The organism is Chelatococcus caeni (assembly GCF_014196925.1).
In the GTDB taxonomy this organism is placed as follows: domain Bacteria; phylum Pseudomonadota; class Alphaproteobacteria; order Rhizobiales; family Beijerinckiaceae; genus Chelatococcus_A; species Chelatococcus_A caeni.
Map to the genome: position 1 here is coordinate 18936 of NZ_JACIEN010000005.1, position 20459 is coordinate 39394.

Below are 20459 nucleotides of genomic sequence, written 5' to 3' on the forward strand. Positions count from 1 at the left end.
CCGTTCACCCCGCATCGGCGGGGGCGCCGCAGCCGAGACCGGCCGCGACGCCCCTCATTGTCAGTGGACGGTGAAGTAGTCGCCCGGGTTCTGCTGGACGCTCTCGGCGTCCGTATTGACAAGGGTGATGGTGTCGCCGTTGCCGAGGTCGATGATGGTGTTGGCACCGGCCTGCTGCACGCGGTCGACGAGATCGTCGGCCGACTGGATGCCCGTGCCGTTGATGTCCTTCGAGATCTGCAGGACATCTTCGCCGACCTTGAAGTCGAGCACGACATCGTTGCCGCCGCCGCCGGTGAAGACGAAGACGTCGTTGCCGGCGCCACCCTGAAGGATGTCGTCACCGGCACCGCCCTGCAGGATGTCGTTGCCCTGACCGCCGATGAGGACGTCGTTGCCGTCACCACCCTGCAGGATGTCGTCACCCTGGCCACCGCGCAGGATGTCATCCCCGGCACCGCCCTGCAGGATGTCGTCACCCCGGCCGCCGTCGAGGATGTCATCCCCGGCGCCGCCCTGCAGGATGTCGTTGCCCTGACCGCCAAACAGGATGTCGTTGCCTGCACCCCCCTGCAGGATGTCGTCACCCTGGCCGCCGAACAACAGGTCGTCGCCCTCGCCGCCGAACAGGACATCGTCGCCCTGGCCGCCGAAGAGGGTGTCGTCACCCTCGCCGCCGAACAGGACGTCGTCGCCCTGGCCGCCGAAGATCAGGTCATCGCCGCCGTGGCCCCAGATCACATCTGCGCCCCGTGTGCCGAAGAGGGTGTCGTCGAAGGCGCCACCTTCGAGAGTCGCCATAGCTGTCTCCTTCGTTGGTTCGCCGGAGAGCGGACATCCAGCCCGGCCTTGCCGGCTCGTCTCCATGTGCAGTGTGCAGCGCACAACAGCATTTGACGGCGGGACTATAGTAGCGCTTTCTGCCAGTGTGAAGTCATAAAATAATAGTTCATGCAATGGTTCTGGTATTGCCATAATATCGTCATCAAACCAGCAAGTCATTTTCATATATTAATGCTGCACTTTGCTGGGAAAAAAGTTCGAAAATCGAACCAAATGATGCAGTGCAGCAAAAACCGGCGCTGTTCCAGCGCGATAGCCGAGCGCGATGATCAGGCGCCGCGATGCCGCGGGACGGCAGCGCTTCCGTGGCAACGCAGCCACCGGAACGCTGCCGGCTCCGATGCCGGCTATTCTTCGCGGAAGGCGCGGTTGAAGCTCTCGGTGATCGGCGCCAGGAGATAGTCGACGGCGAGCCGCGGCTTGTTGATGACGAGGATCTCCGCCGGCATGCCGGGATAGAGCCGCACCGACGGATTGGCCGCGAGGCTCTCCGGCAGGATCTCCGCACGTACGACATAGAAGGCGGCCTGATTGCGTTCGTCGACCTGCTGGTCGGCCGACAGATAGATGAGGCGACCGTCGAGCGGCGCCTGGCTGCGGTGGTTGTAGGCGAGGAGGCGCACCCGCACCGGCGCCCCGACATGCACGGAATCGATGTCGCGCAGGCTGACCTTCGCCTCGACGATGAGCCGCTCCTGATCGGGCACGAGATCGAGGATCGCCTGGCCCGCGGCGATGACGCCGCCGGGAGTGCGCATGCGGATGTCGGTGACGATCCCGTCCTCGGGCGCCAGCACCGCGACGCGCTCCAGCACGTCCTTGGCGGAATGCATGCGCTCCGTCGTGTCGGCGAGCTCGAGCTGCGCCTGCTGCAGGTCGGCCGCCACCTGCTGCTGGAAATCCGTCTCGAGCGACAGGATCTCCAGCTCGGCCGCGGCCTTGGCCTGCTCGGCCTTGGCCTTGCGGGCCACGAGCTCTCCGGCGCGCCCGGCAAGCTCGCTCTCGCGCGTCTGCAGCTCGGTCAGGCGCGGACGGGGCGCATAGCCCTTCTCGACCAGGGTCGCGATCGCCTGCAACTCACGGTCCAGCAGCTCCCGCTGGCGGGTGTTGGCCTCGGTCTGGGCACGGATCGCGGCGAGCTCCGCCTCCTGCTGCTCGATGGTTTTCCTCTGGATGTCGACCTTCCGGTCGAACATCTCGCGGCGCGCCCTGAAGACGTTGCGCTCCGCCCGCACGACCTCGCGGGCGATCGGGCTCGGCGACGTCTCGAAGGCCTCGGGGAAGACGAGGTCGTCGGACCGCGCCTGTTCCGCCCGCAGGCGCACGAGGCGCGCCTCGAGGCCGATGCGCTTGGCGTCGAGGGCGGCATAATCGGCGCGGGCCCGCGTATCGTCGAGGCGCACCAGCGGCTGGCCGGCCTTGACGGTCTCGCCCTCGTGGACCAGCAGCTGCTTGAGGATGCCGCCCTCGAGATGGCTCACCGTCTTGCGCTTCGAATCGACGATGACCGTCGCCGTCGCGACGGCGGCGCTGTCGAGCTGGGCCGAGAAGGCCCAGCCCACGAAGCTGCCGAGGCCGAGGAAGACGGCCACCAGCCCCGCGATGACAGGACCGCGCAGCGTTGGCGTGGGCGGCCCGTCCGCCTCGTAGCGCTCGGCCCAGTTCTGCGCAGGCGCGGCCTCCAGGCGGCGCTCGTTGGCCCGCTGACGCGCGGCCTCGCGCGTCTCCGGCGCGACGATCTCGATGTCTTTCTTCATGCCGTCCTCCCGGAACCCGCGAGCGCGGCGACGCGGCCCCCGCCCTCGGCGACTGCCGCGGCCGGCTTGTCGGCCGGGTGGATGCTGGCCACGATCGACGTGCGAGGACCGAACTGGCTGACGCGGCCGTCCTGCAGCACGAGCAGCTTGTCGGCGACCTGCATGATCGAGGGACGGTGCGCGATGAGCACGACGATGGCTCCGCGCTGCTTCGCTGCCACGATGCCGCGCATCAACGCCTGCTCGCCTTCGGCGTCGAGATTGGCGTTGGGCTCGTCGAGCACGATGAGGCGCGGCTCCCCGTAGAGGGCGCGGGCAAGGCCGATGCGCTGGCGCTGGCCGCCGGAGAGGGCAAAGCCACCGTCCCCGAGCGGCGTGTCGTAGCCGAGCGGCAGCCGCCCGATCATGTCGTGCACGTCCGCAAGGCGCGCCGCCTCGAGGACGCGGCGCGGGTCCGCCTCCCCCATGCGGGCGATGTTCTCGCGGATGGTGCCGTCGAGCAGCGAGACGTTCTGCGGCAGGTAGCCGACCATCTCGCCGAAGGACCCGCGCTCCCACAGGAACACGTTGTGGCCGTCGAGATAGACGCCGCCGGCGGTCGGCTTGAAGACGCCGACGAGGAGTCGCGCGAGCGTCGACTTGCCGGCAGCGGACGGCCCGACCACGCCGAGGATCTCACCGGGCGAGAGGGCGAAGGACACCCCCTTCAGCACCGGCACGTCGGATCCGGGCGGCGCATAGACGAGGCGGTCGACGAGCAGGTCGCCCTCGGTGCGCGGGGTCGGCGTCGTGTCGCGCACGGGCGTCTGCTTCTCCAGGAGCTCCCGCACCCGCTTCCAGGCTGCGATGGCGAAGACCCAGCTGCGCCATCCGTCCACCATCGTGTCGAGAGGCAGCAGCAGGCGGCCCGTGATGATGCTGGCCGCGATCATGGAGCCGGGGCTGACCTCCTGCTCGATGACGAGCGTCGCACCGACGGACAGCACGGCGATCTGCATCATGTAGCGGCACGTGCGGGTGACGGAATGGATGGCCCGCCCCCGGCGCGCGGCCGTGTCCAGAAGATCGAGCGTCCTGACCTGCGCGCCGCGCCAGCGCCGCGCCAGCGCCGGCAGCATCCCCATCGCCTCGATCGCCTCGGCGTGGCGCAGGCTGGCGCTGATCTCGCTGATGTTCTCGACCGACGATTCGCTGGCGCGCTTCAGGGCGCGCCGGGTGAGAAAGTCCGACACCAGGCTGAGCACGACGAGAATCGCCGCCGATATGATGGCGAGGATGCCGTAAAGCGGATGCAGGGCGAACAGCACGGCAAGGAAGATGGGGCACCAGATCACTTCGAGCGGCACGCCGATCGCGCTGCCGGTGAGGAAGGACCGGATGTCGTTGAGGTCGCGAATCGCCTGGCTGGCGCGCACGCCACCCCGGCCCACGGAGGCCGAGATGGCCGCCTGCAGCACCGGCAGGTTGAGCCGGCGCACCAACGTTCCGCCCATCACCTGGAAGGTGAGCGAGCGGATGTAATCGAGAACGCCGAAGAGGACGAGCCCGATGCCGGCGATGATCATGAGCATCACCAGCGTGTCGAGACTCTGGCTGTTGACCACCCTGTCATGCACCTGAAGCATGAACAGCGGCACGATCAGCTGCAGCATGTTGATGATGCCGCTGAGAAGGCCGGCATAGACGAGGCCCACGAAGAACGTCTTCTGGCCCTGGTGGATGAGGTCCGCGGCGCTGGCCGGCCTCGTGGTGTTTTTCATGCGTATACCGCTCCGGACGAATGGCTTCGACCATTCCCTCACTTTTGCCCGAAAATTCGTGCAAGAATGTGTCGACGCATGCCTCTCCGCAACGAAGACTTTGCTGTCGCGGAAGAATCGCATGCATTGTAACGTTATAATGATATAAAGACCGCCGGCGACTCGGTTGGACAGGTCTAATAAACTGGGAAAACGCTGCAAGGATAGTTCGAAAATCGATCTAAAACTGCAGCGATGCGACGGGAACCAGCATGGAACACAAAACTGCCAATGAGATGACCGCTTTGACAGCCATGCCGACCAACGGGCACAAAGCCTATTTTCCCGGCTCAATGCCCCGGGAGGAGGTGGCCGATGCCGGCTCGGTGGCGCACCTCGAGCTGGTTCGCTGCATCGAGCGGCTGCACCGCCGCTATCTCGACCTGTTCCGCGTCGACCTCATGCGAATCGGGGCCGACGACCTCAGCCCCGCCCAGGTGATGATGCTGTTCACCATCGGGCCGGACGACCTGTCGGTGCGCGACCTCATCGACCGCGGCTACTACCTGGGTTCGAACGCCTCCTACAATCTCAAGCGGCTGGTCGAAGCCGGCTATGTCGAGCGCAGCGCGTCGGTGCGCGACCGCCGGTCCGCGCGCATCCGCCTGTCCGACAAGGGCCGCCAGCTCTGCGAGCTGGTGCGCGGCGTCGACGAAGGCTACCACCGGCTGGTGGTCCGGGACGACGCGGAGCTGCGTGACCTCGAGGTCACGTTCCGCACCCTGCGCCGAATCGAGCACACTTGGACCGACGCCCTGAGGTCGGGCGAAGCGCGCATCGCCTGACGGCGATGCGGGCCGTCTTCGTCCACCGGCACTTCCCGGGGCAGTTCGGCCACCTCGTCCACCGCATGGCGGCCGAGGGGTGGGACATCACATTTGTCTGCGAGCGGGCGGAGCAACGCCCCTCGCACATCGCCATCGTGCGCTACATGACGGAGGGCCACCGGGCCGCGACGCCGCACCGTCATCTCCTCGCGACCGACCTGCACGTGCGCACCGGCACGCAGGTCGCCGCGGTGCTCGACAACCTCAACCAGCGCAGCGGCCCGCCGGCGATCGTCATCGGGCACATCGGCTGGGGCGGCCTGCTCTTCGCCAAGGACGTGCTGCCGCGCACGCCGATGCTCGGCTATTGCGAGTTCTTCTACCGCGGCGAGGGCAGCGACGTGGGTTTTGCGCCGGGTGAAGAGCCCGCGCTCGAGGACCGCATGCGCCTGCGCATGCGCAATTCGGCGCAGCTCCTCACCATGGAGGCGATCGAGGCCGGCCTCAGCCCCACCCGCTGGCAGCGCCACCAATATCCCGCCGAGCTGCGCCGGCGCATCGCGGTCTGCCACGACGGCGTCGACATGGCGCTCTGTCGCCCGCAGGCCGGCGCACGGATGCGGCTGCCCGACGGCCGCGTCATCGCCGAGGGCGACCCCGTCGTGACCTTCGTCGCACGGGATCTCGAGCCCTATCGCGGTTTTCCCCAGTTCATGCGGGCCGCCGCGCGCGTCGCCGCGCGCCATCCCACGGCCCTCTTCGTCGTCGCCGGGGGCGACGGCATCAGCTATGGCCGCGCGCGGGACGATGGCCGCTCCTGGCGGGAAGCGATGATGGAGGAAACGGGCCTCGCGCCCGAGCGCATCGTCTTCCTGGGGCGCATCCCCCATGCGGCGCTCGTGCGCCTGTTCCAGATCTCGGCGGCGCACGTCTACCTCACCTACCCCTTCGTGCTGTCGTGGTCCTTCCTGGAGGCGATGGCCTGCGGCTGCCTCGTCATCGGCTCCGCCACCGCGCCGGTGCGGGAAGTGCTCGCGCACGGGCGCAACGGGCTCCTGGTCGATTTCTTCGACGAGGAGGCGCTGGCCGAGACCATCGTCGCAGCACTCGCTCGCGGGCGGGCCCTCGCACCGCTCAGGACAGCGGCCCGGGCGACGGTGGCGATGCGATTCGCGCTCGAGCAGTGCCTGCCCCGCCAGATACGGCTCATCGAGACGCTGGTGGAACGGGCGGCCTTGCGCCGTGTGGCGCGCCAGCCCCAGGCACGCCGCTATCCGAAAGCGTAGGGCAGCAGCCGCTCGCCGTTCTCGCCGGCCGAGTCCGCGCCAGGTCGTCGTCGGTGCCAGTTCGTCGACGATCACCGGCCCGTAGTCTTCGCTGGGGAATCACCACGAAGAACAGCCGCGACGCCATGCACCGCGCTGGCAGACCTGCGCCTCGGGGACCGTGCAGGGGGCGACGCCCCTCGCAACGGCCCGGAGCGGAGGTGCGGATCGCTTCCGGCACGCCGTCCGCCACCTCGTGAAAGGGCCACGTCCCGCGGGGAGACCGACCGCGTCGCCAGCACGCTGGCCGCTGTCGACAGACGCCCGCACCACGGCTCCGGCGCGCCCCTTGGGAGAGCGGTAGTCGAACCGTTTGTCCTCGCCGGCTTCTTCAGTCTATACTTCTATTCCTACGGGTCGCGGCAGGTCTCGATGCTGCCGGCAGTGTAGATGTCCGGCGGCAAGGGGGCTGCGACGTCTCGAACCACGGTTCGGGAGGGACGGATATGGCACGGCGAGCCACCGGGCGGTGTGAAGCCTCGGCCCTTGCACGAGGTCTGCCGCGTGCGGTCCTGACGTTCTTGGCAGCCCTTGGCGCATCGATCGCTCTCTCGGATGTCGCGGCGGCCCAGGACGCGGCCGCCGGCGAGCGCGTCTTCGCCCAGTGCAAGGCCTGCCACCAGGTTGGCCCCAATGCGCGCAACGCCGTCGGGCCGGTGCTCAACGGCCTCTTCCGGCGCAAGACCGGCATGGTCGAGGGTTTCCAATACTCGGCGGCGAACAAAGGCGCCGACATCACCTGGACGGAAGAAACCTTCACGGAATACATCCGCAACCCGCGCGAGAAGATCCCCGGCACCAAGATGGTCTTCGCCGGGGTGAAGGACGAGCAGAAGATCAAGGACCTCATCGCCTATCTGCACAGCTTCGACGAGGCCCCCGTCGCGCTGACGCATTAGCCACGCGGCGCCTCGGGGCGCCCGACGGAACCTGCGAGGTGAAGGAGCCATGTACGTTGCTCTCGCCTTGTTCATCATCGCCATCGGCTCGGTGGTGTTCCATCTCCTGAGCCCGTGGTGGTGGACGCCGATCGCCTCCAACTGGAGCTACATCGACCACACCATCACCATCACCTTCTGGATCACCGGCCTCGTCTTCGTCGCCGTCGTCCTCTTCATGGCCTGGTGCGTCTGGCGCTACCGCCACCGGCCACAGCAGGCCGAGGTGCTGTACGAACCGGAGAACAAGCGCCTCGAATGGTGGCTCACGGTCGGCACCGCCATCGGCGTCGCAGCCATGCTGGCGCCCGGCCTCTACGTCTGGCGCCAGTTCATCACCGTGCCGCCCGATGCCGACGAGGTGGAGATCGTCGCGCAGCAATGGCAGTGGAGCTATCGCCTGCCGGGCCCCGACGGCAGGCTGGGCGCCACGGCCATCCGCCACATCTCGGACGACAACCCGCTCGGCCTCGACCCGGACGACCCGCGCGGGGCGGACGACATCATGGTGCAGGGCGGCGAGCTGCACCTGCCGATCGGCCGGCCGGTGAAGGCCGTGCTGCGCTCGCTCGACGTGCTGCATGATTTCTACGTGCCCGAGTTCCGCGCCAAGATGGACCTCATCCCGGGCATGGTGACCTATTTCTGGCTGACGCCGACGCGTACCGGCACCTTCGAGGTGCTGTGCGCCGAGATGTGCGGCGTCGGCCACGCCTTCATGCGCGGCTTCGTCGTGGTGGCCGAGGAGAGCGACTACCGCGCCTGGCTGGAGCAGCAGCAGCCGGCGCGCCCGACGGCGCAGCGGACGGTGCCGGTGATGGCCGAGCGGTGAGATGCCGGCCGCGCGGCGGCCGGGCAAGGGCGGAGGGCTGAAGCGATGGCCGACGTTCCCCTCGACAGGGTGGCAGAAACCGCAACGACCGAGGTGGAGGACCTCTCCCTCCATCATCCGCACAGCTGGCTGACGAGATATGTCTTCAGCCAGGACGCGAAGACCATTTCCATCCAGTACACGGTGACGGCGCTGGTGATCGGCTTCATCGCGCTCTTCCTGTCATGGCTGATGCGCCTGCAGCTCGGCTTTCCCGGCACCTTCGCCTTCATCGACGCCGCCGCCTATTACCAGCTCATCACCATGCACGGCATGATGATGATCGTCTACGTGCTCACGGCGGTGCTCCTCGGCGGCTTCGGCAATTACCTCATCCCGCTCATGGTCGGCGCGCGGGACATGGTCTTCCCCTACGCCAACATGCTGAGCTACTGGTTCTACCTGCTCGCCGTCGTCATCCTCCTCGCCAGCTTCTTCGCCCCCGGCGGGCCGACCGGGGCGGGCTGGACGCTCTATCCGCCGCAGGCGATCCTCTCCGGCACGCCCGGCCAGGAGAGCGGCATCATCCTGATGCTCGTCTCGCTCATCGTCTTCATCGCCGGCTTCACCATGGGCGGCCTCAACTACGTGGTCACCGTGCTGCAGGGGCGCACCCGGGGCATGACGCTGATGCGCATGCCGCTGACGGTCTGGGGCATCTTCACGGCGAGCGTGATGGCGCTGCTCGCCTTCCCGGCCCTGTTCGTCGCCTCGGTGATGATGCTGTTCGACAAGCTCTTCGGCACCAGCTTCTTCATGCCGTCGCTCATCGAGCTCGGCACGCGGCTCGACTACGGCGGCGGCAGCCCCATCCTCTTCCAGCACCTGTTCTGGTTCTTCGGCCATCCGGAGGTCTACATCGTCGCCCTGCCGGCCTTCGGCATCGTCTCCGACCTCATCGCCACCCACGCGCGGCGCAACATCTTCGGCTACCGCATGATGGTGTGGGCCATCCTCGCCATCGGCGCGCTCAGCTTCGTCGTCTGGGCGCACCACATGTACGTCAGCGGCATGAACCCGTGGTTCGGCTTCTTCTTCGCCACGACGACCCTCATCATCGCCGTGCCGACGGCGATCAAGGTCTACAACTGGATCCTGACCCTGTGGCGCGGCGACATCCACCTCACCGTGCCGATGCTCTTCGCCCTCGGCTTCATCGTCACCTTCGTCAACGGCGGCCTGTCGGGGCTCTTCCTCGGCAATGTCGTCGTCGACGTGCCCCTGTCGGACACCATGTTCGTCGTGGCGCATTTCCACATGGTGATGGGGATCGCGCCCGTGCTCGTCATCTTCGGCGCCATCTACCACTGGTATCCCAAGGTGACCGGGCGGATGATGAACGAGGCGCTCGGCAAGCTGCACTTCTGGATCACCTTCCTCGGCACCTACGCCATCTTCTTCCCCATGCATTATCTCGGGCTCCTCGGCGTGCCGCGGCGCTACCACGAGATGGGCGAGGCCAGCTTCTTCCCCGCTTCGGCGCAGATGCTCAACGCCTATATCACTGTCCTTGCCCTCATCGTCGGGGCGGCGCAGCTCCTCTTCCTGTTCAACCTCATCTGGAGCATCCGGCATGGCCGCGAGGCCGGCGGCAATCCGTGGCGGGCGACGAGCCTCGAATGGCAGACGCCCGAGACGCCGCCGCCGCACGGCAACTGGGGCAAGGAGCAGCCCGCGGTCTATCGCTGGGCCTATGATTACAACGTGCCCGGCGTCGCCCAGGACTTCATTCCCCAGAACATGCCGCCGGAGGCGGTGCCGTTGGGGGCCCGACCTGCATCGGGAGGCATGTCGTGACGGCGGCCGTCGCCTTCCTCGTCCTCCTCGCCGCGCTCGCCGCCTGGTGGCTCTCCGGCCAGCGGCTGATGAGCCGGCCGTGGCTCGCGACCGGTATCGTCGAGGACACCGGCGGTCTCGCGCACATGCCGGCCGCCAAGGTGGGGCTCGGCGTCTTCCTCGCCGTCGTCGGCGCCCTGTTCTCGCTTTTCCTCAGCGCCTACACCATGCGCATGCAGCTGGCCGACTGGTCAGCCCTGCCGGTGCCGCGCATCCTGTGGCTGACGACCCTGCTCATCCTCCTCGCCAGCGCCGCCCTCGTCTGGGCCGTCCGCTCGGCCCGGCGCGGCGAGAAGGAGCGCGCGCTCGACGGGCTCCTCGCCGCCACGGGCTTCGGCTCAGCCTTCCTCGGCGGCCAGCTCATCGCCTGGGACGAGCTCGTTGGCTCGGGCTACCGGCTGGCGGACAATGCCGCCAATTCCTTCTTCTACGTGCTCACGGGCCTGCACGGCGCGCATATCCTCGGCGGGCTCGTGGCGCTCGTCGCCGTGACGGTGAAGCTCTGGCGCAGCCCCGATGCCGCGGCGGCGCAGCTGCCCGTCGAGCTCTGTGCGCTCTACTGGCATTTCCTCGGCCTCGTCTGGCTCGTCCTCTTCGCCGTCATCACCGGCTGGGCGGGGGATTTCCTCGCCGTCTGCCGCCAGCTGCTGTCGTGAAAGGAAGGCGCGATGGACACCGCGTTCACCGAGCACCGCACCCGGGAACCCGAGAGCGGCCTTGCCACGATCGTCACCGACTTCTCCGCCGATCAGCGCGCCTTCCGCAACGTGTCGTGGGGGAAGGCCATGATGTGGATCTTCCTCCTCAGCGACACCTTCATCTTCGGCACCTTCCTCATCGGCTACATGACCGCGCGCATGTCGACCGCCGAGCCATGGCCCAATGCCAGCGAGGTCTTCGCCCTCGAGATCGCCGGGCAGCACCTGCCGCTCATCCTCATCGCCATCATGACCTTCGTGCTCATCTCGAGCAGCGGCACCATGGCCATGGCTGTGAACTACGGCTACCGCCGCCAGCGGCGGCCGACGGCGGCGCTGCTGGTCGTGACCGCGCTCCTCGGCGCCGCCTTCGTCGGCATGCAGGCCTTCGAGTGGACGAAGCTCATCAGCGAGGGCGTCAGGCCCTGGGGCAACCCGTGGGGGGCGGCGCAGTTCGGCTCCGCCTTCTTCATGATCACGGGCTTCCACGGCACGCACGTGACCATCGGCGTCATCTTCCTGCTGATCGTCGCCCGCAAGGTCATCCGCGGCGATTTCGACCACGGACGGCCGGGCTTCTTCACGGGCCGCAAGGGACGCTACGAAGCCGTCGAGATCATGGGCCTCTACTGGCACTTCGTCGATCTCGTCTGGGTCTTCATCTTTGCCTTCTTCTACCTGTGGTGAGGAGGACGCCATGAGCGAGATCGCCCACAGCGACACGGCCCACCGCATCGTCGTCAAGGCCCACCCCATTCGGCTCTATCTCGTCGTCTGGGGCTGGCTTTTCGTGCTCAGCGCCTTCTCCTATCTCGTGGACTACTTCCACCTCACGGGGGTGCTGCGCTACACGCTGATCCTGACCTTCATGATGCTGAAGGCGGGGCTCATCGTCGCCGTCTTCATGCACATGGCGTGGGAGCGGCTCGCCCTCGTCTATGCCATCCTCGTGCCGATCGGGGCCGTCCTCGCCTTCCTCGCCGCCATGGCGGTCGAAGCGGACTACACGCTCCTGACGCGGCTCGCCTTCTTCACGCAGGGGGCCTCATAGGAGCACTGCCGGCGGAAGCCCTCCTGGGCATCCGCCGGACAGGCGCACCTCGTCTCCTTCCCGGCTTATCTCGTCGCCCCGCCCGCCACGGCGCTCAGGATGGCGTGGGCGGCGCGGATACGGGCGGGAATGGGATAGGCGCGGTTCGCGAGGAGCACGATGCCCAGGCGCTCGGCCGGGATGACGGCGACATAGGCACCGAAGCCGTTCGTCGCCCCGGTCTTGTTGAGGAGCGCGTCACGCCGCGGCGGAGCGGGCGGATCGATCCAGGCGGCGGCATTCGGCTTGCCGCTGATCTCCGGCGAATTGCCGGCAAGCAGCACGTCGAGCGGCACCGGATAGTCATACGTCTCCCAGCCGAGGCCCTGCGTCATGGCGCCGATGCGGACATAGCCGGTGTGCGTGCCGGCGATCGCCTGGCGCAGGCGCTCGTCCTTCGGCATGTCGACATTGGCGTCGAGGAACGTGAGGAGGTCGGCGGAACCCGTCCGCACGCCATAGGCCTCGGCTCCCAGCACCCCGAGATTGACGCGGATGGGCTTGCCGTCCTTCGTGTAGCCGAAGGCGTAATCGTCCATGCGCGCGTCCGGGACGCGGACATAGGTGTTCGTCAGGCCGAGCCCGGGAAAAATCGTGTCCTCGAGGATGTCCTCGAACGGCCGACCTATGCCGGCGGCGGCGAGATGGCCGAAAAGGCCGATGCTGGGGTTCGAATAGACCCGCTGCGCCCCGGCGGCATAGGCCGGCTTCCAGTTGCGGTAGTAGGAGACCATGCTGGCCCCGTCCCTGACCTCGCGCGGAAACTGTAGCGGCAGGCCACCGGCCGTATAGGTGCCGAGCTGCAGCAGGGTGATGCCGTCGAAGCTGGAGCCCTTGAGCGCCGGCATATAGCTGCTCGCCGAGGCTGTCAGCGAGACCTCGCCCGTCACCGCGCCATAGGCGCCCACGAGCCCCGTGAACAGCTTGCTGACGGAGCCGACCTCGAACAGCGTCGTCTCGGTCACCGGCCGCCCGCTCTCCTTCGAAGCGACGCCATAGTTGAAAAAGTAATGCTTCCCGTCCACCGTGAGGCCGACGGCCATGCCGGGAACGGCATGTTCCTTCATGATCGGCCGGATTGCAGCGTCGACGATGGACTTCAGGCGGCTATGATCCGCTTCTTCGGCTTTTGCGCTCACAGACGAGAAGAAGAGAGACGCGCATAGCAGCGATAACGATACGACACAGTTTCTTTCCATGAACGAATCTCCTGCCTATCGCACTTCCCGGCCGCCGTCATCCGACTTAAATACGGCGATACATGCGTTCGACAACTGAACTACAATCCCCTGCCCGCCTCCCGCAAACGAGGATATCTCAACGGAGGCATTAGAAAATTTGGGGCTGCGATGGTCCGCCGCTACATGCCGCTGAATGCCCTGCGCGCCTTCGAGGCCTCCGCGCGCCATCTGAGCTTCACGAAGGCCGCCATCGAGCTGCGCGTCACGCAGGCTGCTGTCAGCCATCAGGTCAAGAGCCTCGAGGCCCAGCTCAATGCCGCGCTCTTCACCCGGCTGCCGCGCGGCCTGATGCTGACGAGCGAAGGCGAGGCCCTCCTGCCGGTGCTCCAAGGCTCGTTCGACCGGATCGCCGTCGCGCTCGAACGCTTCGAGGGCGGCGGCGGGCGTGAAGTGCTGACCGTCGGTGCGGTGGGGACCTTCGCGGTCGGCTGGCTGCTGCCGCGCCTTGCCGCCTTCCACGCCCGTCATGCCTTCGTCGACCTGCGCCTGTCGACCAACAACAACCGCGTCGACATCGCGGCCGAGGGGCTCGACTATGCCATCCGCTTCGGCCAGGGCGCCTGGCACGGCATCGACGCCCTGCCGCTGCTGGAAGCGCCTTTGTCCGTGCTGTGCACCCACGAGATCGCAGGCCGGCTCGGGAAACCCAAGGATGTGCTTGCGCACCGGCTGCTGCGCTCCTACCGCAGCGATGAATGGCCGCAATGGTTTGCCGCCGCGGGCGTCAAGGCCGGGCCGGCGCTGCCCGAGAGCGTCGTCTTCGATTCTTCCCTCGCCATGATGGAAGCCGCCCTGCAGGGCTTCGGCATCGCGCTCGCCCCGCCGCTCATGTTCGCGCGTCATCTCGACACGGGTGCCCTGCGGCAGCCGTTCCCCGTCACAGTGACGACCGGGCGCTACTGGCTGACGCGGCTGCAGTCGCGCGGCGACACGGCGGCCATGGCGGCCTTCCGCAACTGGCTGCTCGACGAGATCGGCGTGGAAAAGCCGGCCCCCGAATGAAAAGGGCCGGCTTGCGCCGGCCCCTCGTTCTTCGCCACAGGTCCCTGTGGACCCGCTCAGATCTCGTCGTCGCCCCCGAAGAAGCCGTCGAAGAAGCCACCACCCTCGTCGGCCGCGGGCTCGGGCTCCGCCTCGGGCGCAGCAGCCTCGGCGGCCTGGCCTTCGGAAGCCTGGGCTTCGGAGGCCTGGGCCTCGTTGCCGCCGAACATGCCGGCGATGGCATTGCCGAGCAGCACGCCACCGGCGACGCCCATGGCGGTCTGCGCCGCGCCGGCGAGGAAGCCGCCGCCGCGGCCGGGCTGCATCCCGGCCGGCGGCACCGCTGTCGGCGCCGCGCTACCGGGCCCGGCGACGCTGCGCGGCATCGCCGGGACGGAACCGGCGCGGCTCGTCTGCCCGCCGCCGAAGAGGCCCGACAAGAGCCCGCCGGCCGGGCGCGACGCCTGGCGCTCCAGCTCCTCGATACGCCGCTGCGCCTCCTGCAGGGCGTAGTCCTGCATCACGATGGTCTGGGCCATGAAATAGGGCGCACCCGGCTGCTGCGCCATGCGCTCGCGGATGAAGCCCTCGGCCGCCTGATCCCGCGGGCCCGCCTGGCGCTCGACCTCGCCGAGGCGGGCGAACAAACCCTCGATGGCCTGCCGGTCCTGATTGTCCATTGTCACGAAGCTCCGTTGGTCGAACGAAATCAGCCTTCCCGCTCGCCGGTGAAGTTCAACAGCAGCTGGAAGATGTTGACGAAATTGAGATAGAGCGAGAAGGCGCCGAAGACCGCCAGCTTCTGCTGCGATTCCGCATCGAAATTCTCGGCGTAGCGCTCCTTGATCGCCTGTGTGTCCCACGCGGTCAGGCCGACGAAGACGAGGATGCCGATGACCGAGATGGCGAACTGCAGCGCGCCCGATCCGAGGAACAGGTTGACGATGCTCGCGATGATCACGCCGATGAGGCCCATGATCAGGAACGAGCCGAACTGCGACAGGTCCCGCCGCGTCGTGTAGCCGTAGAGGCTCGTCGCGCCGAACATCGCGGCGGCGATGAAGAAGGTGCGGGCGATGCTCGTGCCGGTGAAGACGAGGAAGATCGAGGCGAGCGACAGGCCCATGACGCCGCAGAAGGCCCAGAACAGGCCCTGCGCACCGGCCGCCGACATCGTCTGGATGCGGAAGGAGAAGAACAGCACGAAGGCGAGCGGCGCCAGCATCACCACCCACTTGAGCGGCGTCGAGAAGATCGGCACGTAGAGCGCCGGCGTCGTGCCGACGATGAAGGCGACGACGCCCGTCAGCACGAGGCCGAGGGCCATGTAGTTGTAGACGCGCAGCATGTGCTGGCGCAGGCCCTCGTCGAAGAGTGCCCGGTCGACGCGGGCACCGCCCGCCTGCCAGCCGTAGCCATAGTTCGGCATGTTCATCGCTTCGTTCTCCTGGGGTGGATCAATAGCCTGGGTTTGAACTCAGTAGAGGGCCCGGACCAGCCGGCCGGCAGCCCGGTCGAGGTCCTTGGAATCGGCGCGCGCCACCAGCGCATAGGCGACCTCGCCCATCTGCCAGTAGGCGGCGGCGAGATCGCCGTGGTGAGCGACCGACGCCGGCACGACATCGAAGGCGCCCGGCCGCACGGCGAACAGCGACACCGTCCCGAGCGCCTCGGTGCGGATCGCCATCTCGACGCTCGGCCCGAAGGTGGAGGGGAAGATCTGCACGTCGGCGACGGACCAGCCCTCGGGCAGGGGCGGCAGGCCGATCGCCGTCGCCGAACGGATCTCGGCGGGGTCGTAGCGCGGCGCCGCCGGCTGGGAGGCCATGCCGGCGCGCACCTCGGCCGTGCGGTGCGCCTGCATGGCATCGACCACATAGGCCGGCGGGATCGCCGAGGCGACGACCTCGCCGACGCGCAGGGCGCCGAACTCGGCATGGGCGAGCCAGCCGGCCGCGACGAGGACGGCGACGGCCGCCACCTTGCGCAGCTGGCGCAGGAAACGGTCGCGCGACAGCCCCCGCTCCAGCCGCAGGGCCGCCTCGGCCGTCTCGCTGCGTCCGACATAGGGCGGGCCGGCGAGCGCCAGCCGCAATTCGTCACGGATCTTGAGGTCGGTGATCACCCGCACGGCCTCGTCCGGATGCCGGCACAGGTGGGCCTCCACCTCGATCCGGCGCGCCACGGGCAGCTGGTCCTCGACATAGGCCTCGAGATCGGCCTCGGTGATCGGATCAATGGGACGGTCCATCGGATCCTCCTACGAGTTTGAGCACAGGCGCCTTGCCGACGCGGGTGCCGGCCTCGCCCTCCTCGAGTGCCCTGAGCGCCGCGCGCGCCCGGGCGAGGCGCGACATCAGCGTGCCGGAGGGGATGCCGAGGGCCTTCGCCGCCTCGGCGAAGCTCATGCCTTCGATCGCGACGAGGTGGAGCGCCGCGCGCTGCTCCTCGGGCAGGTCCATGAAGGCGCGGCGCAGCTGGGCGAGGCGCAGCTGCTGGTCCTGGACCGCCGGCTGGTGCGCGGGATGGAGATCGGCCACGAGCGCCTTGCGGCGCTCGTCCGCCCGCCGGGCCCGCTGCCCGTCCACGAAGAGGTTGTGGAGGATGGAGAACAGCCAGGCGCGCAGGCCGCGGCCGGGCTCGAAGCTGCCACGCCGCTCATAAGCTCGGAGCAAGGTGTCGTGCACGAGGTCCTCGGCGGCGACATCGTCGCGCGTCAGCGACCGCGCATAGCGGCGCAGTGCCGTGAGCTGTCCGAGGGTGTCGAAGCGGGACCGTTGCGACGTCATCAGCTCCATATACGGAGCCGCCGCCCGAGTTCGTCCCTCGGACGTCGAAATTTTTTCTGCGGCCCCGCGCCCCCTACACCACGCCGGCGTCGACGATGAAGTTCTGGCCCGTGCACATGCGTGCCTCGCCCGACAGGAGGAAGACGATCATCGCCGCCACGTCCTCGGGCAGGATCTCGCCGGGCAGCGCCTGGCGCTCGGCCGCGCGGGCGAGCCGCTCGGCGGTCGCGGCGGCGCGCTGACGCCCCGTCATCACCCAGCCGGGCGTGACGGCATTGACGCGCACGCCGTCTGGCCCGAGTTCGCGCGCCAGCGAACGCGTGAAGCCGATGACCGCCGATTTCGCCGTCGTATAGGCGATGAGGTTGACCGCGCCCTGCATCCAGGAGGTCGAGGCGAGGTTGACGACCGCCCCGCGGCCGGCGCGCAGGCTCGGCGCCACCGCCTGGGTGACGAACATGAAATGGCGCAGGTTCACGGCGAGGCGGTCGTCCCAATAGTCCGGCGTCACCTCGGTGAAGGCATGGCGCTCGTCATGGCCGGCGTTGTTGACGAGGAGCGCGATAGGGCCGGTCGCCTGCTCGCCGTCCCGGATCGCGGCAACCGTCGCCGCGACGTCACGCAGGTCCGCCCGGCGGAAGACGACGCCCGGCACATCGGCCACGAGCCGCTCGCCCTTGTCCGCATCGATGTCGAGCACGAGGCAGCGGGCGCCCTGGCGCGCGAGCGCCATGACCGTCGCCCGGCCGATGCCGTCCGCGCCGCCGGTGACGAGCGCGACGCGGCCGGCAAGATCGGGGTAGAGCGCGCTCATCCCGCGAAAGCCGCCGTGGGCAGACCCGGCACGGTGACCGGCAGCGCGAAGAGCCCGCCCGAGAACGGCGCCTCGGTGAGCACGCGCGAGGGCAGGCGCACGCGCGCGGAGGTGATGAAGAGCGTCTTCAGGTCGGCGCCGCCGAAGGCGACGCTCGTCGGCCGCGGCACGGGCAGGCCGACGTCGCGGTCGATCCGCCCGTCGGGCGCATAGCGGCGCACGCGCCAGCCGTCCCACAAAGCGCACCAGACGAAGCCGTCGCTGTCGACGGCAAGCCCATCCGGCCTCCCCTCCTCGGGCGGCACCTCGGCGAAGACGCGCCGGTTCTCGACCGTGCCCGTCTCGGGATCGCAATCGAAGGCATAGATCCGGCCGGGCACGGAATCGACGAAATAGAGCGTACGCCCGTCCGGACTCCAGTCGAGCCCGTTGGCGGCGGTATAGCCGGAGGAGACGCGCCGCCAGGAAAGGTCCTTCTCGATGACATAGAGCGAGCCCGAGGTGCGGCTCGCGTCGAGGCGCATGCTGCCTGCCCACAGCCGCCCCTGCCGGTCGCATTTGCCGTCGTTGAAGCGGTTGTCGGGAATGTCCGCCTCGGGGTCGACGAGCGGCGTCGTCGCGCCCGTCGCGAAGTCGAGCCCGACGAGGCCCGTCTGCGTCAGGGCGACGAGGCCCCCGCCCAGGCGCGGCAGGAGCGCGCTGATGAGCTGCGGCAGGCGCAGTTCCTCGTTCTCGCCCGTCACCGGGTCGAAACGGTTGGCCGAGGGGGCGAGGATGTCGACCCAGTAGAGCCGCTCTTGCCCGGCGATCCACACCGGTCCCTCGGCGAGATGGGCGCCCCATGGCAGGACGCACGCGACGGCGGGATCAGCGCCGTGGCCGGGCCCGAGCTGGGAGGTGATGTTCATCGGCGCGGCGCCAACATTGCCCGAGACCTGCCGCGCCGCCGCCATGAGATCGCGGCCGAGCACGTGCAGGCGGTCGTTGGGAAGGCGCGCGCTCGGGCCGAAGACGCCCATCACCGCGATCGCCTTGCCGGTATGGTCGAAGATGGGCGCGGCGGCGGACGAGACGCCCTCGACATGCTCGGACACCGAGATCGCATAGCCGCGGGCGCGGATCAGCGCGAGTTCCGCCGTCAGCGCCGCCTCATCGGCAATGGTATTCGCCGTGTGCCGGGTGAGCCGGATGCGGTCGAGGAGCGCCCGCTGCTCGTGCGGCGCGGCGAAGGCGAGGAGCGCCTTGCCGCCCGCCGTGCAATGGAGCGGCGCCCGGCGGCCAACCTCGATACGGAAGCCGAAGGCGCCGCCGCGGCTGCGCTGGTCGATGTAGAGCACCTCGTCCGCATCGATGGTGGCGATGGCCACGGTCTCTGCGATCTCGTCGGCCAGGCGGTCGAGGACCGGGGCCGCCGCCCCGCGCAGGTCGAAGGATTCCCACACCCGGTGCGCCAGCTCGAAGAGCCGGTGGCCGAGACGATAGGTGCTGTCGCTCTCCTCGTGCCGCACGAGGCGGAAGAGGACGAGGGTGTTGAGCATGCGCGCCAGCGTGCCCTTGGGCAGGCCGGTCGCCGCCTGCAAGTCCTTGAAGCGCGGCGGCGTCTCCGCTTCGCCGATGACCTCGAGCAGGTAGAGCCCCTTGGCGAGTGCGGCCGCGCCGGTGGGGACGTCCCGCTCCTCCGGCCTTACGACCGCTGCCGCGCGCTGCGCGCCGCGACCGCCTCGTCGATCATGCGCTCGATGGTCCATGTCGGCGTAAATCCCAGTCGTTCCCGGATCTTGCGGTTGGCCGTCCGGTAGTGGACGCCCGGCCCTGGCAGGTTGACCTCGCGCAGAGGCAGGCCCGTCCGCTCGGCCATGAGCGGCAGGGCGCGCGCGAAGTCAACCGGCTCGCTCGCCCCGAGGTTGAAGACCTCCCCGGCCGCGGCCGGATGGCGCACGGCGAGCAGGATCCCCTCCACCATGTCGCGCGTGTCGGTGATGTGCATGGCGAAGGGCCGGCCGTTCTCGTTGCGCGACAGGACGAGCGCCTCGCGGCCGTCGTCCACCGCCACGAGCGCCGCGACCGCCGCCGCGTTGCCGAAGGCCTGCTGCTGGCGGATCTTTGGGTGAAGGAAGAAGCGCGGACCGGAGAAGAAGCTGTCGGGATCGAGCAGCTCGGCCGCATCCTGCGTATGCGAGAAGCGCAGGATCACCGTCTCCAGGGCGCCCGTGCGGCCGAGGAAGCGCACGATCTCCTCGCCGAGGAGCTTGGTGAGGCCGTAGGGCGTGCGGGGCGCGAGCGGATGGTCCTCGTCGATGGGCTGATAGGCCGGCACGTTCTCGGGATAGACCTCGCCGGACGAGGCGAAGACGAAACGCCTACAGCCGGCGGCCGCGGCCGCCTCGGCCACCATGCGCGTGCCGGTGACGTTCGCCTCCCAGAGTTTGTCGGCGTCCTCGCGCCGCCACGACATGAAGGCGCCGAGATGAAGAACGGCCTTAGCGCCCTCCGCCGCCTGCCGTGCGGCGGCCGGGTCCGAAAAGGCGCCGACGACCTCGCGGTAGCGGGGATGATCGATGCCGGCCGGGCGCAGGTCGAAGCCGACGACCGCCTCGCCTTCGTCGAGGAGGCGGCGCGCGACCCGCGATCCGACACGGCCGGCACTTCCGGTGACGACGATGCTCATCGGAGGATCCTCATGGGACGATGCTCATGGGACGATGCTCAT

Annotated in this window: 20 protein-coding genes; 9 read left to right on the forward strand and 11 right to left on the reverse strand. The window is 68.5% G+C overall.

Going from position 1 to position 20459, the window contains the following annotated elements:
* Positions 1 to 60: 60 nt before the first annotated feature.
* The 3 genes from GGR16_RS18335 to GGR16_RS18345 all read right to left on the reverse strand — a co-directional run bounded on the left by GGR16_RS18335 (position 61) and on the right by GGR16_RS18345 (position 4360).
* A complete protein-coding gene (locus GGR16_RS18335) occupies positions 61 to 801 on the reverse strand; it encodes a calcium-binding protein (RefSeq protein WP_019404480.1) in 741 nt (246 codons plus the stop codon).
* Between the two features lie 389 nt (positions 802 to 1190).
* Entirely contained in the window at positions 1191 to 2600 is a 1410-nt protein-coding gene (locus GGR16_RS18340) for an HlyD family type I secretion periplasmic adaptor subunit (protein WP_019404481.1), read from the reverse strand.
* Positions 2597 to 4360, reverse strand: a complete 1764-nt coding sequence (locus GGR16_RS18345) for a type I secretion system permease/ATPase (RefSeq protein WP_183317551.1) — start codon at positions 4358 to 4360, stop codon at positions 2597 to 2599. Before GGR16_RS18345 ends, GGR16_RS18340 begins: the two co-directional genes overlap by 4 nt.
* Before the next feature lie 251 nt (positions 4361 to 4611).
* Between GGR16_RS18345 and GGR16_RS18350 the strand changes: the two genes are divergently transcribed.
* From GGR16_RS18350 to GGR16_RS18385, 8 genes are all read left to right on the forward strand, one after another.
* Complete coding sequence (locus GGR16_RS18350; protein WP_245258962.1) at positions 4612 to 5184, forward strand: MarR family transcriptional regulator; 573 nt, start codon at positions 4612 to 4614, stop codon at positions 5182 to 5184.
* Positions 5185 to 5189: 5 nt separating this feature from the next.
* Complete coding sequence (locus GGR16_RS18355; protein WP_183317777.1) at positions 5190 to 6452, forward strand: glycosyltransferase; 1263 nt, start codon at positions 5190 to 5192, stop codon at positions 6450 to 6452.
* Positions 6453 to 7012: 560 nt separating this feature from the next.
* Positions 7013 to 7390 carry a c-type cytochrome gene (locus tag GGR16_RS18360; RefSeq protein ID WP_019404485.1) on the forward strand — a complete coding sequence of 126 codons (378 nt, stop codon included), beginning with the start codon at positions 7013 to 7015 and terminating at the stop codon, positions 7388 to 7390.
* A gap of 49 nt (positions 7391 to 7439) precedes the next feature.
* Positions 7440 to 8261 (forward strand): cytochrome c oxidase subunit II, encoded by an 822-nt coding sequence (locus GGR16_RS18365; protein WP_183317552.1) that lies wholly within the window; start codon positions 7440 to 7442, stop codon positions 8259 to 8261.
* A 45-nt stretch (positions 8262 to 8306) separates the two neighbouring features.
* Positions 8307 to 10097 (forward strand): cytochrome c oxidase subunit I, encoded by a 1791-nt coding sequence (gene ctaD, locus GGR16_RS18370; RefSeq protein WP_183317553.1) that lies wholly within the window; start codon positions 8307 to 8309, stop codon positions 10095 to 10097.
* Complete coding sequence (locus tag GGR16_RS18375) at positions 10094 to 10792, forward strand: cytochrome c oxidase subunit 3 (protein WP_183317554.1); 699 nt, start codon at positions 10094 to 10096, stop codon at positions 10790 to 10792. The genes ctaD and GGR16_RS18375 overlap by 4 nt, the downstream gene beginning before the upstream one ends.
* 12 nt (positions 10793 to 10804) lie before the next feature.
* Entirely contained in the window at positions 10805 to 11521 is a 717-nt protein-coding gene (locus GGR16_RS18380) for a heme-copper oxidase subunit III family protein (protein ID WP_183317555.1), read from the forward strand.
* A 10-nt stretch (positions 11522 to 11531) separates the two neighbouring features.
* Positions 11532 to 11885: a cytochrome C oxidase subunit IV family protein gene (locus tag GGR16_RS18385; protein WP_183317556.1), complete on the forward strand. Its 354-nt coding sequence runs from the start codon at positions 11532 to 11534 to the stop codon at positions 11883 to 11885.
* A 65-nt stretch (positions 11886 to 11950) separates the two neighbouring features.
* Here the strand turns inward: GGR16_RS18385 and ampC are convergent, their stop codons facing one another.
* On the reverse strand, positions 11951 to 13123 hold the full coding sequence (gene ampC / locus GGR16_RS18390) for a class C beta-lactamase (protein ID WP_183317557.1): 1173 nt from the start codon (positions 13121 to 13123) through the stop codon (positions 11951 to 11953).
* Between the two features lie 150 nt (positions 13124 to 13273).
* Between ampC and GGR16_RS18395 the strand changes: the two genes are divergently transcribed.
* Positions 13274 to 14167, forward strand: coding sequence for a LysR family transcriptional regulator (locus GGR16_RS18395; protein ID WP_183317558.1), 894 nt, complete (start codon positions 13274 to 13276; stop codon positions 14165 to 14167).
* 56 nt (positions 14168 to 14223) lie between these two features.
* Here GGR16_RS18395 and GGR16_RS18400 read toward each other — a convergent pair whose 3' ends face one another.
* The 7 genes from GGR16_RS18400 to GGR16_RS18430 form a co-directional block, all read right to left on the reverse strand.
* Positions 14224 to 14826 (reverse strand): DUF2076 domain-containing protein, encoded by a 603-nt coding sequence (locus tag GGR16_RS18400; protein ID WP_053194113.1) that lies wholly within the window; start codon positions 14824 to 14826, stop codon positions 14224 to 14226.
* A 29-nt stretch (positions 14827 to 14855) separates the two neighbouring features.
* Positions 14856 to 15581: a Bax inhibitor-1/YccA family protein gene (locus GGR16_RS18405; protein WP_183317559.1), complete on the reverse strand. Its 726-nt coding sequence runs from the start codon at positions 15579 to 15581 to the stop codon at positions 14856 to 14858.
* A 42-nt stretch (positions 15582 to 15623) separates the two neighbouring features.
* Positions 15624 to 16397, reverse strand: coding sequence for an anti-sigma factor family protein (locus GGR16_RS18410; RefSeq protein WP_019400519.1), 774 nt, complete (start codon positions 16395 to 16397; stop codon positions 15624 to 15626).
* The gene (locus GGR16_RS18415; protein ID WP_026014832.1) at positions 16381 to 16935 is read right to left on the reverse strand and encodes a sigma-70 family RNA polymerase sigma factor; all 555 of its coding nucleotides are present in this window, start codon (positions 16933 to 16935) and stop codon (positions 16381 to 16383) included. The genes GGR16_RS18410 and GGR16_RS18415 overlap by 17 nt, the downstream gene beginning before the upstream one ends.
* Positions 16936 to 17008: 73 nt before the next feature.
* Positions 17009 to 17749: an SDR family NAD(P)-dependent oxidoreductase gene (locus GGR16_RS18420; RefSeq protein ID WP_183317560.1), complete on the reverse strand. Its 741-nt coding sequence runs from the start codon at positions 17747 to 17749 to the stop codon at positions 17009 to 17011.
* Positions 17746 to 19497, reverse strand: a complete 1752-nt coding sequence (locus GGR16_RS18425; protein WP_183317561.1) for an SMP-30/gluconolactonase/LRE family protein — start codon at positions 19495 to 19497, stop codon at positions 17746 to 17748. Before GGR16_RS18425 ends, GGR16_RS18420 begins: the two co-directional genes overlap by 4 nt.
* Positions 19434 to 20417, reverse strand: coding sequence for an NAD-dependent epimerase/dehydratase family protein (locus GGR16_RS18430; protein ID WP_183317562.1), 984 nt, complete (start codon positions 20415 to 20417; stop codon positions 19434 to 19436). The genes GGR16_RS18425 and GGR16_RS18430 overlap by 64 nt, the downstream gene beginning before the upstream one ends.
* Positions 20418 to 20459: the final 42 nt, after the last annotated feature.